Genomic DNA, 12,433 nt, shown 5'->3' on the forward strand with positions numbered 1-12,433 from the left:
TTTTAGCAGGAGCGCCCCCATGGCCTCGATCAACAAAGTCATCCTCATCGGCAACCTGGGCCGCGACCCCGAAGTGCGCTACACCCCCAACGGCGCCGCCATCTGCAACGTCACCATTGCCACCTCGCGCAACTGGAAAGACAAGAACAGCGGCGAGAAGATGGAAGAAACCGAATGGCACCGCGTGGTGTTCTTCGACCGCCTGGCCGAGATCGCCGGCGAGTACCTGAAAAAGGGCCGCCCCGTTTACGTCGAAGGCCGCTTGAAGACCCGCAAGTGGACCGACAAAGACGGCCTGGAAAAGTTCACCACCGAAATCATGGCCGACAACATGCAGCTGCTCGGCGGCCGTGAAGGCGGCGGCGGTGATGAAGGTGGCGGCGCTGGCGGTGGCTACAGCCGCGGTGCGCACGGAGGTGCCGGCGGCGGCGGTGGTGGTGGTGCCGAGCGCGGCGAGCGCCCCGAGCGCAGCGCCCCGGCCGCACGCCCGGCGGCCAGCAAGCCGGCACCGAGCAAGTCGTCGACCGGGTTTGATGACATGGACGACGACATTCCGTTCTGAGCGAAGGCGCTTGTCGCTGGTGAAGAAGGCCCGCTGCTTTGAGCTGCGGGCCTTTTTTGTTGGCGGGCGGCTTGCGTTGGACTGACCAGTTCTCGTTCGGCGTCCCAATCTGATCCGCTTGCAGGAACTTCATGCTCATGCCAATGCTTCTCGCGAGGGGAAAGGATGGAGAAGTCCTCTCACCTCCGGACGAACTGATCCAGTTGCCGGCGTTTGCAACCCAGCGAGCGATGGAGTTTGCACATCTGCAGCACTTCAAGCGGTTGATCAAAAGTCAGCTTCCACATTTGCAGTTCCGCTTGATCGGAGACGGGACAAACCCACCTGACTTTTTTCTGTCACGAAGTGACGCGAAATTCGGCCTAGAGCTCACTGTGTTCGCTACGCCTGAAAGGCGAGAACGCGCAGCGTTCTTCACCAAACTTCATGACAGACTTCTGTTGGCGTATGGCAAAGGCCGCCTGCGCTGCTTATCCGGAATGAAAGTTGACATGGCCTTCGGAGCGCTTGGAGCATGGCCCGCTAATGTTGACGATGCCCACTTTGATTAGCTCGTAGAAGCCTTCGATAAGTTGGGCAAGCGAAAGCGCCCTTCGATGGCTACGGACGTCGAGATTCCATGCGATGAATGGCCCAGCGGCACGGTCGGGCCGCTTAATTGGTACGTATCGTCCTATGCGGACCATCCATTTCGGGGAAGCAAGCTGTCGAACGCTACGGGCTTCGAGGTCGAGTACACACATCGCCAGTCGACCACGACAGCCGACATTCGAAACGCCATCAACGAAAGAATCGTGGCAAAAGACCGTCCCGGCGTTGACGAACTACTTATCGTCGCCGGCGGGCCTGCTCAGACCGGAAAGCAGTTTCCAGCCGAAGCCATACTGGCATTCCATCTTCTGGAAGAAGAGGCGGCGTCTTTCGTCAAACCAGCACACCTACAACGAGTGTTCATCGATGTATGGGGAGCAGAGCGCCTCTGTCTCATTCATGACAGCGCGGACGCCTAACCCATCGAGAGGACGTACTCCGGCAAGCCGAGTCACGCCTCTCATGTCAAACGTTAGCCAGCAGAGGAACCTATGCAACTTTTCGTTCTGAATGTCATGGTCGTATCACTGCTGTTGGCAGCTCAGCCAAGTCATGCCCAGTCGGAGAAGCCAAGCTATGGAATCCGCGACCCTGATCTGTCCGCAGGCTCAGCCATACGGCGGGAAGTTGTCAAAGGGTCTGTCCTTCCAATCAACAAACGCTACGCTGAGCTCACGGCCGAGGAAAAGGCCTCCTTGAATCAACTCTACGAACGGGTCGCTCCAGGAGATGAACCTCCCTTTCCGGCAGAAGGACTCCGTCCTATCTATGAGGCCATGCGGAAGGGGCAAAACAAGCTCGGCGTGACCGGAGAGCTCATTCTTCTGGCGACCGTCGGAGCAGACGGTGAGGTCATCGAAGTCAAAGCCCTTGGCTCGCCAAGCGAAGAGATGACCCAATACGCTGCCTCCGTCCTCTTCTTCACAAAGTTCAAGCCCGCCGTCTGCGCGGGCAAGCCTTGCCAGATGCAATTCCCGTTTGCATACAACTTCCGTCGGTGGTGATGCCGGCCAACCCTCCCCTCATGTCAAACGTCAGCGCGCACTCGAACCATGCCCATCACTCCCTTTCACTTCGGTCCTGGTGCACTGCTGCATGCCGTTGCACCGAAGCACGTGAGCTTCTTGTCTTTCTGTGCGGCCAATGTGCTCATTGATTTCGAGTCGCTGTACAACCTTGTCTATCGGAATCACCCGGTGCACGCGTTCTTCCATACCTACGTTGGAGCCACGGTCGTCCTCGTAGCAGTCGTCCTGCTTTTCCTAGGTTCTCGCTGGTTTGCTTCCCGCTTCTGGCTTCCCAATCTGCTTCGGTGGCGTGAGCTCGGTCCAAAACAAGTTGTCATCGGTGCGGCACTGGGAGCGTACTCACACGTCATCCTAGATAGCGTCATGCATCAAGACATTCGGCCGCTTTCGCCCTTCGCCGCCAGCAATCAGCTGTTGGGTGTCATCCCTCTCAGCACCCTCCATCTGGTTTGCCTGGCTCTTGGTGCAGTTGGCGGCCTCGTCGTAGCGACCAGGTGGTTTGTTGCCGGCGGAGAGAATGCGCGCTAACCCTTTCGTCGAGATGGGTGGCCAAGGGCTATCGCCCTCGCCGGCCCCTCATGTCAAACGCCAGAGCGCATGAAGCAAGCAGGTGCGCCGCATGAAGTACTCATGGAGATCAACGACCCTCTCTTGCGCCTGTCTGCTCGGATACCAGCACCGGAACGGTCCCAGGCCCCCATCCACTTGTGGCTCGGATGTCCGCCGCACTGAACAAACCTCAGATTTCGCATTCACACACAAGGATCTCACCCCATGCCAGAAGTCAATATCGATCTCTCGTCCATGCGGCACATTCGCGCAGCCAGCGAAGTGGGCACGGCTTCTGATGGCCAAGCCATCATTCTCAACTTGGAGATGGAAGGCGGCAGCACGGAGCGGTTCGCGGTGAGTCCGTCACGAGTCGGGCAACTGGTGGCGTCCCTGTTGTTCGCCTCCGAAGTGGCGGCAAAAGACCGGTTGATTGCCGCCGGAAAGATGGTCGCACCTGGAGAACAGTCGACGCTCATCGACATCGTTCGCGTCAACGCCAGTTCAGCGCCGGGCGCGGACTACGTGTGCATTCGCATGGTCATTAGCGAGGGCGTGAACCTCGATTTCCGCATTCCCCTGGCGGTCGTCCCGGCATTGCAGGGAAAGATCACGGAGGCGTTGGCGGTCGCCCAGGGTGGGGCCTGAGTTCCCACCTGCCAAATTGAAAACTCGCCATGGGAGGTGTCGATTTCCGGCGTGCTGATTCGTCGCATGCAGGCGCAGTGAACCCTTCATCAACGGCTCCGGCCAGCCAAGGAATCTGATCATGGAACCCAAAATCGTCATCCGTTCGCAACTTGAAGTAGTCGGCATGCAGATCATCACCACGCCCATGTCTCCAGAGATCCCGGCCCTCTGGCCGCGGTTCGTGGATCGCATGCCTGAGATAGAGCCGATCCTGGAGCCGCAGGTCAGCTACGGTGTCATGCAAATGACGCCAGGCGAACCCGACAGGCTGAACTACCTGGCAGCAGTGTCGGTACCTTCCGCCGTGAAGGTTCCAGATGCAATGACCACGCAGACACTTCCTGCTGGTCAGTACGCCGTTTTCGAGTTCCCCTTGTCTGACATCGGCTCCGCGTTCGGGTTCATATTCGAGACGTGGTTGCCCTCGTCAGGTTTCTTGCAAACCGAAACACCCCTCTTCGAGCGATACAACGAAAACTTTGATCCAGGAAATCCGAAGTCCTTGGTCGAGGCCTACATTCCGGTTCGCCCTCGTGCCGGCAGCGCCTGACCGGTCTGTCCTGTCAAACCCGAGACCGCAGTTGGAGATATCCCGATATGCAGACGTCTGACACACCGACCCTCTACGAATGGCTGGGCGGGATCGATGCACTCAATCGCCTGACGACGCGTTTCTATCAGCACGTCCACCAAGACGAGTTGCTCAAGCCTGTCTTTGCCCACATGGGGGCCGATCACCCTGAGCATGTGGCCGCCTTCCTGGCGGAGGTTCTCGGTGGCCCGGCGGCCTACTCGGAGCGTCATGGGGGCCACCCCCGCATGATTCAGCAGCATTTGAATCGCCACCTCACGCAAGACAAGCGGCGCCGCTGGGTCGAGCTGCTGCTCGCCACGGCCGATGAGCTCGGCCTGCCAGAAGACCCGGAGTTCCGGTCCGCGCTGGTGGGCTACCTGGAATGGGGGTCGAGGCTGGCTGTGATCAACTCGCAGCCAGGGGCCACCGTGGATGAACACGCGCCCATGCCCAAGTGGGGCTGGGGCGAGGTCAAGGGCCCCTACACAGGCTGAGTTGTGAATGTTTCACCATGGAGTCGCCATGTCCATCGAAACCCTGAAATCTCTCTTCGCCTACAAGGCCTGGGCCAACCGTGAGCTGTTCGCTCTTTTGGCGACGCTGCCAGCCGAGCACGGCGAACAGCTTCACACTTGCACGCGCACGCTCAATCACATCTACGTGGTGGATCGACTATTTCGTGCACACCTGAGCGGCGAGCCCCGACCGTTTGACGCCACCAACACGACGGAAACGCCCACTCTCGCGCAGCTCCGCGCCGATGTCGAGGCCACGGACAGCTGGTACATCCACTACGTGGCTGCGCTGCCCGCTGCGGCCTGTGCTGAAACGCTGGACTTCGCCTTCACCGATGGCGACCGAGGCCGCATGTCTCGCGAAGAAATCCTGCTTCACGTGGTGACCCACGGCGGGTATCACCGAGGCAACGTGGGCCAGGTGCTCAAGTCGATTTCAGTGGCGCCGCCGCGCGATCTGTACACCAAGTTCCTTCATCAAAGCGAGCCAGCGAGAAGGGCGGCGTGAAGCGTCGCGTGAGCTAGCCCTCAACGCCGCGCCGGCTGCCTCTTCGAAGGCATCATCGCTTCGGTCGGCCAGCCGTAAGAGGCGACGAGCACGGTCTTGATCACGGACGCCGTGGGCTGCTTGGCCTGAACCAGGCGGTCTTCGTTCTTCGTCGCGGTGTCGGGCACGCGCTGTTTGCCGGAGGCAGTTGCTTTCGAGGTGGTTTTCAAAGTTGGTGTCATGTGCGTCATCAGGCGCGGGATTGTATGGGGGCCGGTTTTGTTCCATCACACACAGGGCTCGGGTGCGGTGCTCGCGTTACTGGTCGCGCTGGCGGCGGCGGTGTGGCCGGGGCGCGTGATGGCGTCTGAAGCGCTGGTCAGCGACCTGGAGCAACGCCTGTACCGGGTGGGTGTCGACGAGGTCAACGCCTATCTCGGCACGCCTTCGTCAACCCACATGCTCGCCCTCCACCAGGGCACGGCCGCTTGCCGCCTGCCCGCGGTGAGCCTCTCGGTTCAATTGGCGCGCGGCAGCGGCTCGAAGGTGGTCGACGCGCACCGTGAGGCGCTGCGTGTGGCCGTGGGCAGTTGCACCGGCTTCGTGCTGGCCTTGCTGTCACCCACCGAGGTGCCGAAGTTCTGCGCCTCGGTCTCCACCTGGACGGTCAGCCAGATGGCGAGGGAGCTGCGTCGCCGCATCAAGAGCATCGAAGGCGACGAGCTGCTGCGCTCCAGCCCACGCGGCCAAGCCTGCCGGGCGGCGTACGTCTACGAGCTTCACAACACCCGGGTGGGCCTGCGGGTCGGCCGTTGACGAGACACCGCACACCGATGGCAGCCCCGCGCCCCAAAACGATCGCCGACTACATCGAGGCCGCCCCGGCCGAGGGCCGGCCGCTTTTGCGCGAGCTTCATGCCTTGCTCAAGAGCGTGGCACCGCAGGCCGAAGAGGCCATCAAGTGGGGCACGCCTTTCTTCGTGGAGCCGCGCTTCGTGTTTGCGTTTTCGGCGCACAAGAAACACTGCAGCTTTGCGCCACCCGCGGCGGCGCTGGCGCGTTTTCGCAAGCAACTGGAAAAGCACACGACGACCCAGGGCACGCTGCAGCTGCCCTACGCCGAGCCCTTGCCGGAGGGCCTGATCCGAAAGCTCGCCGAGTACAGCGTCCAGCTGGTGCGTGAACGTGAAGACGATGCGTTCTGGTGACGCCTGACCCACAACCCAGCGACCGAGAGGCCATCGTGCACACGTCCGTACTTGAATTCTGGTTCGCCGAGATTGCGCCTGCGCAGTGGTGGAAGGTCGACACCGCGTTCGATCGTTTGATCGCCGACAGGTTCTCGGGTCTTCACGCGCAGGCTTTGCGCGGCGAGCTTTTCGAGTGGCGCGCGCATCCCAGTGGCCGGCTGGCCGAGGTGATTGTTCTCGACCAGTTTTCAAGGAACATGCACCGTGGCACGCCGCTGGCTTTTGCGGCCGACCCGCTGGCCTTGGTGTTGGCTCAAGAGGCCGTGGCGGTGCAAGCCGACGGGGCGCTGGCGCCCGAAGAGCGGGCCTTCTTGTACATGCCTTACATGCACAGCGAGTCGAGGTTGATCCACCGGGAGGCAGAGCGCTTGTTTCGTGAGCACACCGCTCAACACAGTCTCGACTTCGAGTTGCGGCACAAAGCCATTGTCGACCGTTTTGGCCGCTACCCGCATCGCAACGCCATACTCGGCCGTGCCTCCACACCCGAAGAGCTGGCCTTTCTGGCCGAACCCGGGTCGAGCTTCTAACGCCTGTTCACACCCCATGCTGACCATCCTCACCCGCTCCCTCCTCGCAGCACTGGTTCTCTCGGCGGTTGGATGGCAGCTGTGGCTGCACATCGGGGCGGGATTCAGCAGCTTGAACTTTTTCAGCTACTTCACCAACCTGTCGAATTTGTTCGCTGCGTTCGTGTTGCTCTTCAGCGTGTTGAGCCGATCCGCCCACGCGGGCGCGTGGCGAGATGCACTGCGATATGTGTCGGCGGTGAACATGGTGGTGGTGGGTCTTGTCTTCGCCGTGCTGCTGCGCAACGTCGACCTGGGTGCGCTGCGTCCCTGGGTCAACTTCATCGTGCACTACCTGATGCCGGTGGCCGTGGTGTTGGACTGGCTGTTGCGGCCGCCCGCCGCGAAGCTCGACGCCAAGCTCATCGCGCTGGCCTTGGTGTTCCCCGTCGCCTATCTTGTTTACGTGTTGTGGCGCGGCGCCAGCGTGGGCTGGTACCCGTACCCTTTTCTCAACCCGGCCAAGGTTGGTGGCTACGGGGGTGTCGCGATGTACGGTCTGGGCATCGCCGCCACCTTCTTGCTCGCGGGCTGGGCCTTGTGGGCCGGCGGGAACCGTTTGACGAGGCCGACATGAAAACCCAGTACTACACCGCCAGCAGCCTCGATGGCTTCATCGCGACAGACGACCACTCGCTGGAGTGGCTGTTCCCGCTCGGCGACATCAACGACACCAGCTACCCCACTTTCATTCAAGGGGTGGGCGCGCTCGCCATGGGCTCGTCGACCTACGAGTGGATGCTGCGCCACATCGTCAAGCCAGGCTCTGCGGAGCAGGCCGCCTGGCCTTACGCGCAACCGACCTGGGTGTTCAGCCGCCGCCAGCTGCCGCGTGTGCCTGCGGCCAACATTCACTTCGTGCGGGGCGACGTGAAGCCGGTGCATGACGCCATGGTGTTGGCGGCCGGCGGCAAGAATGTCTGGCTGGTCGGTGGTGGCGACCTGGTGGGCCAGTTCCACGATGCCGGCTTGCTGGACGAGGTGATCGTTCAAGTCGGCTCGGTGACGCTGGGCTCCGGCAGGCCCTTGCTGCCGCGCCGCATCGTGTCGCCCTCGCTGCGCCTGCAGGGCGTGCGCTACGTCGGGCCGGGTTTCGCCGAGCTCACATACTCCGTGCCCACGACACCCTGACCCTGCCATGCCATCCACCGCCGACTACGCCGACATGAAGGCGTTCCTGCGTTTTTTCTCCGAGCGCTTCCTCGATCAACGTGAGGCTTCCGCCCACGATCGACCCTTGGCACTGCTCGAGCGACAAGAGCAGGAGTCGGCCGCGTGCGCCTCTTCCGGGCTGCGCATGGCGGTCAACAACTGCATGGAAATATCGTCTCCCTGGCCGCTGTCCCAGGTGATGGCGCTCGACATCGAAATGCACGCCAAGGGCCTGCTCAGCCTGTCTCATGTGCGGTTTCGCGTGTGGGGCCGGTACGCGGCCATGCTCAAGCGCGGCCGGTTGCGAACGGGCGATGAGTTCACGGTGGCGCAGGCGGTGCTGGCCGACCCCTCACTGGCGCAGTCGTTGCCGGACGCCGAGCGGCAAAGCCTTCAGGCGATGGTCAGGGCCTACCGGCCTGAGCGGCGTTTGTAGAGCGGGTGTGAACTGGCCCTGCGGGGTGTGAGGCCTTGGCGGCTGCGGGCCCCCACTTGGTGAGCAGGCGCCGCAAAATCGCCGGCCTGTCCACCCCGGCCTCTGCGCGCTTCATGACCGACCTCACCGCTTTCCCCATCACCCAGAAATGGCCTGCCCAACACCCCGAGCGCCTGCAGCTCTATTCGTTGCCCACACCCAATGGCGTGAAGGTGTCGATCTTTCTGGAAGAGACGGGCCTGGCCTACGAGCCGCACCTGGTGAGCTTCACCACCAACGACCAGCTGTCACCCGAGTTCTTGTCGCTCAACCCGAACAACAAGATCCCCGCGATCATCGATCCGCACGGGCCGGGCGGCCAACCGCTGGCTTTGTTCGAGTCGGGCGCCATCCTGCTCTACCTCGCCGAGAAGACCGGTCAGCTCCTGCCGAGCGATCCGGCGCGCCGCTACCAGGCCATCCAGTGGTTGATGTTCCAGATGGGCGGCATCGGGCCGATGTTTGGCCAGCTCGGCTTCTTCCACAAGTTTGCCGGCAAGGACTACGAAGACAAGCGCCCGCGCGACCGCTACGTGGCCGAGTCGAAGCGGCTCCTGTCGGTGCTCGACCGGCACCTCAAGGGCCGCGCCTGGATCATGGGTGACGACTACTCCATCGCCGACATCGCCATCTTTCCGTGGGTGCGCAACCTGATCGGGTTCTATGAAGCCAGCGAGCTGGTCGGCTACCAGGAGTTTGCGGAAGTGGACCGGGTGCTGAAAGCCTTTGTGGCGCGGCCGGCGGTGCAGCGGGGGTTGGAGATTCCCAAGCGCGCCTGACGTCATTCTTGGGCGGAGCCAGGGCGCGGTTTTTTTACCGCCAAGGCGCCAAGAACGCAAAGAGCGCAAAGCAAGAGAAGGCTTCGGGCTTCTTCGCGACCTTTGCGTTCTTGGCGCCTTGGCGGTGAGCCTGGCGGCACGAGCACGGCTTGGCGCGCACGCCCGAACGCTGGACTCCCGCCTGCGTGGGAATGACGAAGCGCCTAAAGCGCCTCCAGCTCCGCCCACTCGTCGCTGGGCATGCCCAGCACAAAACCCTGCGCGCAGTCGGCGCCTGCACCTTGCAGCAGTTGCAATGACGCGGCGTCTTCGATCAGCGGGGCGATCACCACCACGTTCATCGCGTGGGCGAGGTCGGTCATGGCACGCACCATCATCACGCCCACCTCGTCGTTGGCCAGGCTTTGCACCAGGCTGCCGTCGAGCTTGACCGCACTCAGGGGCAGGCTGCGCAAATGGCCCAGGCCGCCGAAGCCGCGGCCGTATTCGTCGAGCGTCAGCTGCGTGCCGAGCTGGTGGATTCCTTCGAGCACGGGTTGCAGCTGCGCCAGGTGGCCGGCGATCTCGCTCTCCTTGAGCTCCAGGCACAGCTGGCCGGGTGCAAACGCACCGCTGCGCAACAAGGCGGTGAGCCGCGCGACATAAGCCGAGTCGAGCAGCGACACCGCCGCCACGTTGATGTGCAGGCGCTGTGCGACGCGCGTGTCGCGCTGGCCAAGCATCAGCGCCAGGCGGTTGACGACCCAGGTGTCGAGCGCCGGCATCAGCTCGAAGCGTTCGGCCTGCGACAAGAACGCGCGTGGCGCGAGCAGGGTGTCGACATCGTCCAGCCGCAAGAACACCTCGTGCGCGTAGACGGCCGAAGCGGTGTGCCGCTCCAGCGCGGCCTGCCAATCGGGGCCGCTCAAGGCACCGGCCGGCAAGCGGCGCAGGTCGAAGATGGGCTGGAACTGCAGCGCAAAGTTGCCGGCCGCGAGTGCGATCTTCAGCCGCTCCGACCAGCTCTGCTGCAAGGCGGCCAAGGCGCCGGCGTCACCGCCCAGGTCGAACATGTGGATGCGGTTGCGGCCCTGGCGTTTGGCCACGTGGCAGGCCGCGTCGGCGCAGTTCATCGCATAGGCGGGCGACAGGGTGTGGCGGCTGAGCCGCGCAATGCCCACGCTGCCCGAGACGTCGAACTCGCGCCCGCCGTGGTTGAAACGCTCTTCGTCGAGGATGGCGCGAAACTTCTCGGCCAGCGCGATCACGTTGCCGTCGTCGACATGGCGCAGCAGCACCGCAAACTCGTCGCCGCCCAGGCGCGCCACCAGGTCGCTCTGGCGCGAGCGGCCTTTCAGCTTGCGGCCGATGCTCGCCAGCAGCGCATCACCGGCGGCGTGGCCGGCGCTGTCGTTGATGAGCTTGAAACGGTCGAGGTCGATGAACAGCAGCGCGCTTTGTTCGGTGCTGCGGCGCAGGCGAAAGATCTCCTGCTCCAGCATGTATTCGAAGTGGCGGCGGTTGTGCAGCTTGGTCAGGTGGTCGTGGCGCAGCTGCCACTGCGTTTCGGCCTCGTGGCGCTTGCGCTCGGCGATGTCTCTGAAGGCGACCACCACGCCGGCACACTCAGCCTCCTGGTGCGAGCTGTGAAAGAGAGGGCGCACGGTGCACTCCACGTTGACCAGCTCGCCGTCGGTGCGCCAGAACACGGTTTCCCAATTGCTGAGCGAGTCGCCCAGCTCATAAGCCTGTTGCAGGAAGCAGGTTTCGGCGGGCACCGGGCGGCCGCGTTCGTCGGCATGGTGGATGCGCTCGTGCGCTTGCAGGCCCACCAGTTCGTCTTCGTGCGTGCACTGCAAGAGCCGCAGCGCGGTCGGGTTGACGAAGGTGATGCGCCCGCTGCGGTCGACGCCGTACACGCCGTCGCCCACCGACGCGAGGATGAGCTCCAGCCGCTGGCTCTCGGCCTTCAGGCGCTGCTCACGCTCGCGCAGGCGGGCCATGCTGTCGACGCGGGCGATGAAAAGTTCGTCGGACTCGTTCTTGAACATGCACTCCATCGCGCCCGCTTCGAGGCAGTCGCTGATGAGGCCGTCTTCGTACGAGCCGGTCAGCACCGCGAGCGTGAGGTCGCGGGTGGCGGGCAGCTCGCGCAAGGCGCGGCACAGCGCCGCGCCGTTCAGGCCGGGCATGAAGTAGTCGATCACCGCCAGGTCGAAGCGCTCGGTCTGCACCTTGGCGAGCGCCGCTTCGGCGTGCTCGCAGGCCACCACCGCGTACCCGTGGTTGCGCAGCACCCGCTGGTACTTGGTGCGGCTGGTGCGCGAGTCGTCGACCAACAGCACTTTCAGGGCGTTGGGCGACTCCGCATTCGGCCGCGTTTCATTGGCCACCTGCGCGAGCAGGCCACGCACCAGGCGCGGCACCTCCGAAGGGCGCTGCAGGCGCAGCACCTGCGTGAAGGGGCGCTCGGTGGCGAGGCGGGCCTCCACATGTGCCGGGTCGGCGGCCAGCACCAGCAAGGCCACCTGGCGGCAATCGGGTTTGTGCAGGCGGTGGGTGAGCGCCAGGCTGATGGCGGCCGGCGTGGTCGACCAGCCGACGATCACCGTGCCGAGGCCGCGCGCGAGCTCTTGCTCCAGGGTGATGAGGGCTGCTTCGTCGGCCGGCAGCGCGATCACGTTGAAGCCGTGGCGAAGCAACAGCTTTTCCATGCCGCGGCGCAGGGTGGGAGAGGACTCGACAAGCAGCAGCCGGTGCATGGCCGAAATGGTAGGGGGGCGTCCGCGAGGGCGGGCGTTACGTTTCGTGACGAAGTGGTGCAAAGCCAGAGGGGGCGTGCGGCCGCTCGGTTAGGCTGTGCCAAACACAGCGCTTCGCGCCCGTGCCACTTGCCGTGAAACCGCTCATCACCCTGACCCTCGTTGCACTGCTCACGGCGTGTGTGGTGGTGCCACGCACCGACAGCGTCTACGACCACGACTGTCAGATGCAGCGCCGCCAGATGACGCTGGAGGTGCAGCAGATCGGCGCCTTCGGCGGCTGCTCCAACGATGGGTGTGTGGCGCTGCTGGTGGGTGCCGGTGTGGTGGCCGCTGCGAGCGCCGTGGTGTCGGGCAGCATCGCGGTGGTGGGCAACGTGGTCTATTGGATCGAGCGCCAGGGGCAGTGCAGGCCCTTGCCGCCACTGCCGCCGCCACCACCGCCGGTGGTGCGCTGAAGCCTCACACCTT

At 63.6% G+C, this 12,433-nt stretch carries 19 protein-coding genes; 17 read left to right on the forward strand and 2 right to left on the reverse strand.

The window, feature by feature from the left end; all coding sequences use genetic code 11:
• The first annotated feature begins 19 nt into the window (after positions 1 to 19).
• The 9 genes from ssb to RMO40_RS21905 all read left to right on the forward strand — a co-directional run bounded on the left by ssb (position 20) and on the right by RMO40_RS21905 (position 5,017).
• Positions 20 to 562, forward strand: coding sequence for a single-stranded DNA-binding protein (gene ssb, locus RMO40_RS21865; protein WP_309725711.1), 543 nt, complete (start codon positions 20 to 22; stop codon positions 560 to 562).
• Between the two features lie 137 nt (positions 563 to 699).
• The gene (locus tag RMO40_RS21870) at positions 700 to 1,113 is read left to right on the forward strand and encodes a hypothetical protein (protein ID WP_309725712.1); all 414 of its coding nucleotides are present in this window, start codon (positions 700 to 702) and stop codon (positions 1,111 to 1,113) included.
• A gap of 45 nt (positions 1,114 to 1,158) precedes the next feature.
• Positions 1,159 to 1,572: a hypothetical protein gene (locus RMO40_RS21875; RefSeq protein WP_309725713.1), complete on the forward strand. Its 414-nt coding sequence runs from the start codon at positions 1,159 to 1,161 to the stop codon at positions 1,570 to 1,572.
• A 72-nt stretch (positions 1,573 to 1,644) separates the two neighbouring features.
• Positions 1,645 to 2,157: a hypothetical protein gene (locus RMO40_RS21880; protein ID WP_309725714.1), complete on the forward strand. Its 513-nt coding sequence runs from the start codon at positions 1,645 to 1,647 to the stop codon at positions 2,155 to 2,157.
• 48 nt (positions 2,158 to 2,205) lie between these two features.
• Complete coding sequence (locus RMO40_RS21885; RefSeq protein ID WP_309725715.1) at positions 2,206 to 2,709, forward strand: hypothetical protein; 504 nt, start codon at positions 2,206 to 2,208, stop codon at positions 2,707 to 2,709.
• 246 nt (positions 2,710 to 2,955) lie between these two features.
• On the forward strand, positions 2,956 to 3,378 hold the full coding sequence (locus tag RMO40_RS21890; RefSeq protein ID WP_309725716.1) for a hypothetical protein: 423 nt from the start codon (positions 2,956 to 2,958) through the stop codon (positions 3,376 to 3,378).
• 121 nt (positions 3,379 to 3,499) lie between these two features.
• A complete protein-coding gene (locus tag RMO40_RS21895; protein WP_309725717.1) occupies positions 3,500 to 3,970 on the forward strand; it encodes a GyrI-like domain-containing protein in 471 nt (156 codons plus the stop codon).
• A 47-nt stretch (positions 3,971 to 4,017) separates the two neighbouring features.
• On the forward strand, positions 4,018 to 4,488 hold the full coding sequence (locus RMO40_RS21900) for a globin domain-containing protein (protein ID WP_309725718.1): 471 nt from the start codon (positions 4,018 to 4,020) through the stop codon (positions 4,486 to 4,488).
• A 28-nt stretch (positions 4,489 to 4,516) separates the two neighbouring features.
• Complete coding sequence (locus tag RMO40_RS21905) at positions 4,517 to 5,017, forward strand: DinB family protein (protein ID WP_309725719.1); 501 nt, start codon at positions 4,517 to 4,519, stop codon at positions 5,015 to 5,017.
• Positions 5,018 to 5,037: 20 nt separating this feature from the next.
• On the opposite strand, the gene RMO40_RS21910 is transcribed toward RMO40_RS21905, so the two are convergent.
• Positions 5,038 to 5,238 (reverse strand): hypothetical protein, encoded by a 201-nt coding sequence (locus RMO40_RS21910; RefSeq protein WP_309725720.1) that lies wholly within the window; start codon positions 5,236 to 5,238, stop codon positions 5,038 to 5,040.
• Positions 5,239 to 5,275: 37 nt separating this feature from the next.
• Here RMO40_RS21910 and RMO40_RS21915 point away from each other — a divergent pair, with 37 nt between their 5' ends.
• The 7 genes from RMO40_RS21915 (at position 5,276) to RMO40_RS21945 (ending at position 9,221) form a co-directional block, all read left to right on the forward strand.
• On the forward strand, positions 5,276 to 5,812 hold the full coding sequence (locus RMO40_RS21915) for a hypothetical protein (protein ID WP_309725721.1): 537 nt from the start codon (positions 5,276 to 5,278) through the stop codon (positions 5,810 to 5,812).
• Between the two features lie 17 nt (positions 5,813 to 5,829).
• Positions 5,830 to 6,204 (forward strand): DUF1801 domain-containing protein, encoded by a 375-nt coding sequence (locus RMO40_RS21920; protein WP_309725722.1) that lies wholly within the window; start codon positions 5,830 to 5,832, stop codon positions 6,202 to 6,204.
• Positions 6,205 to 6,239: 35 nt separating this feature from the next.
• Positions 6,240 to 6,776, forward strand: a complete 537-nt coding sequence (locus RMO40_RS21925; RefSeq protein WP_309725723.1) for a DUF924 family protein — start codon at positions 6,240 to 6,242, stop codon at positions 6,774 to 6,776.
• A gap of 16 nt (positions 6,777 to 6,792) precedes the next feature.
• Positions 6,793 to 7,392, forward strand: coding sequence for a Pr6Pr family membrane protein (locus RMO40_RS21930; RefSeq protein WP_309725724.1), 600 nt, complete (start codon positions 6,793 to 6,795; stop codon positions 7,390 to 7,392).
• Positions 7,389 to 7,946, forward strand: coding sequence for a dihydrofolate reductase family protein (locus RMO40_RS21935; RefSeq protein ID WP_309725725.1), 558 nt, complete (start codon positions 7,389 to 7,391; stop codon positions 7,944 to 7,946). The genes RMO40_RS21930 and RMO40_RS21935 overlap by 4 nt, the downstream gene beginning before the upstream one ends.
• A gap of 7 nt (positions 7,947 to 7,953) precedes the next feature.
• Positions 7,954 to 8,403, forward strand: a complete 450-nt coding sequence (locus RMO40_RS21940) for a hypothetical protein (RefSeq protein WP_309725726.1) — start codon at positions 7,954 to 7,956, stop codon at positions 8,401 to 8,403.
• Between the two features lie 113 nt (positions 8,404 to 8,516).
• Positions 8,517 to 9,221 (forward strand): glutathione S-transferase N-terminal domain-containing protein, encoded by a 705-nt coding sequence (locus RMO40_RS21945; RefSeq protein ID WP_309725727.1) that lies wholly within the window; start codon positions 8,517 to 8,519, stop codon positions 9,219 to 9,221.
• Between the two features lie 203 nt (positions 9,222 to 9,424).
• Here the strand turns inward: RMO40_RS21945 and RMO40_RS21950 are convergent, their stop codons facing one another.
• Positions 9,425 to 11,962, reverse strand: coding sequence for an EAL domain-containing protein (locus tag RMO40_RS21950; protein WP_309725728.1), 2,538 nt, complete (start codon positions 11,960 to 11,962; stop codon positions 9,425 to 9,427).
• A gap of 134 nt (positions 11,963 to 12,096) precedes the next feature.
• Between RMO40_RS21950 and RMO40_RS21955 the strand changes: the two genes are divergently transcribed.
• Positions 12,097 to 12,420, forward strand: a complete 324-nt coding sequence (locus RMO40_RS21955; RefSeq protein ID WP_309725729.1) for a hypothetical protein — start codon at positions 12,097 to 12,099, stop codon at positions 12,418 to 12,420.
• Positions 12,421 to 12,433: the final 13 nt, after the last annotated feature.

The organism is Rhizobacter sp., assembly GCF_031412075.1.
In the GTDB taxonomy this organism is placed as follows: Bacteria; Pseudomonadota; Gammaproteobacteria; order Burkholderiales; family Burkholderiaceae_C; genus Rhizobacter.

What these genes read in the sequence shown, in the direction of transcription:
- RMO40_RS21920 (WP_309725722.1), top strand. Translation starts at nt 5,830, where the DNA reads ATGGCAGCCCCGCGCCCCAAAACGATCGCCGACTACATCGAGGCCGCC.
- RMO40_RS21935 (WP_309725725.1), top strand. Translation starts at nt 7,389, where the DNA reads ATGAAAACCCAGTACTACACCGCCAGCAGCCTCGATGGCTTCATCGCG.
- RMO40_RS21900 (WP_309725718.1), top strand. Translation starts at nt 4,018, where the DNA reads ATGCAGACGTCTGACACACCGACCCTCTACGAATGGCTGGGCGGGATC.
- RMO40_RS21870 (WP_309725712.1), top strand. Translation starts at nt 700, where the DNA reads ATGCCAATGCTTCTCGCGAGGGGAAAGGATGGAGAAGTCCTCTCACCT.
- RMO40_RS21945 (WP_309725727.1), top strand. Translation starts at nt 8,517, where the DNA reads ATGACCGACCTCACCGCTTTCCCCATCACCCAGAAATGGCCTGCCCAA.
- RMO40_RS21875 (WP_309725713.1), top strand. Translation starts at nt 1,159, where the DNA reads ATGGCTACGGACGTCGAGATTCCATGCGATGAATGGCCCAGCGGCACG.
- RMO40_RS21940 (WP_309725726.1), top strand. Translation starts at nt 7,954, where the DNA reads ATGCCATCCACCGCCGACTACGCCGACATGAAGGCGTTCCTGCGTTTT.
- RMO40_RS21895 (WP_309725717.1), top strand. Translation starts at nt 3,500, where the DNA reads ATGGAACCCAAAATCGTCATCCGTTCGCAACTTGAAGTAGTCGGCATG.
- RMO40_RS21885 (WP_309725715.1), top strand. Translation starts at nt 2,206, where the DNA reads ATGCCCATCACTCCCTTTCACTTCGGTCCTGGTGCACTGCTGCATGCC.
- RMO40_RS21905 (WP_309725719.1), top strand. Translation starts at nt 4,517, where the DNA reads ATGTCCATCGAAACCCTGAAATCTCTCTTCGCCTACAAGGCCTGGGCC.
- RMO40_RS21930 (WP_309725724.1), top strand. Translation starts at nt 6,793, where the DNA reads ATGCTGACCATCCTCACCCGCTCCCTCCTCGCAGCACTGGTTCTCTCG.
- ssb (WP_309725711.1), top strand. Translation starts at nt 20, where the DNA reads ATGGCCTCGATCAACAAAGTCATCCTCATCGGCAACCTGGGCCGCGAC.
- RMO40_RS21880 (WP_309725714.1), top strand. Translation starts at nt 1,645, where the DNA reads ATGCAACTTTTCGTTCTGAATGTCATGGTCGTATCACTGCTGTTGGCA.
- RMO40_RS21950 (WP_309725728.1), bottom strand. Translation starts at nt 11,962, where the DNA reads ATGCACCGGCTGCTGCTTGTCGAGTCCTCTCCCACCCTGCGCCGCGGC.
- RMO40_RS21910 (WP_309725720.1), bottom strand. Translation starts at nt 5,238, where the DNA reads ATGACACCAACTTTGAAAACCACCTCGAAAGCAACTGCCTCCGGCAAA.
- RMO40_RS21890 (WP_309725716.1), top strand. Translation starts at nt 2,956, where the DNA reads ATGCCAGAAGTCAATATCGATCTCTCGTCCATGCGGCACATTCGCGCA.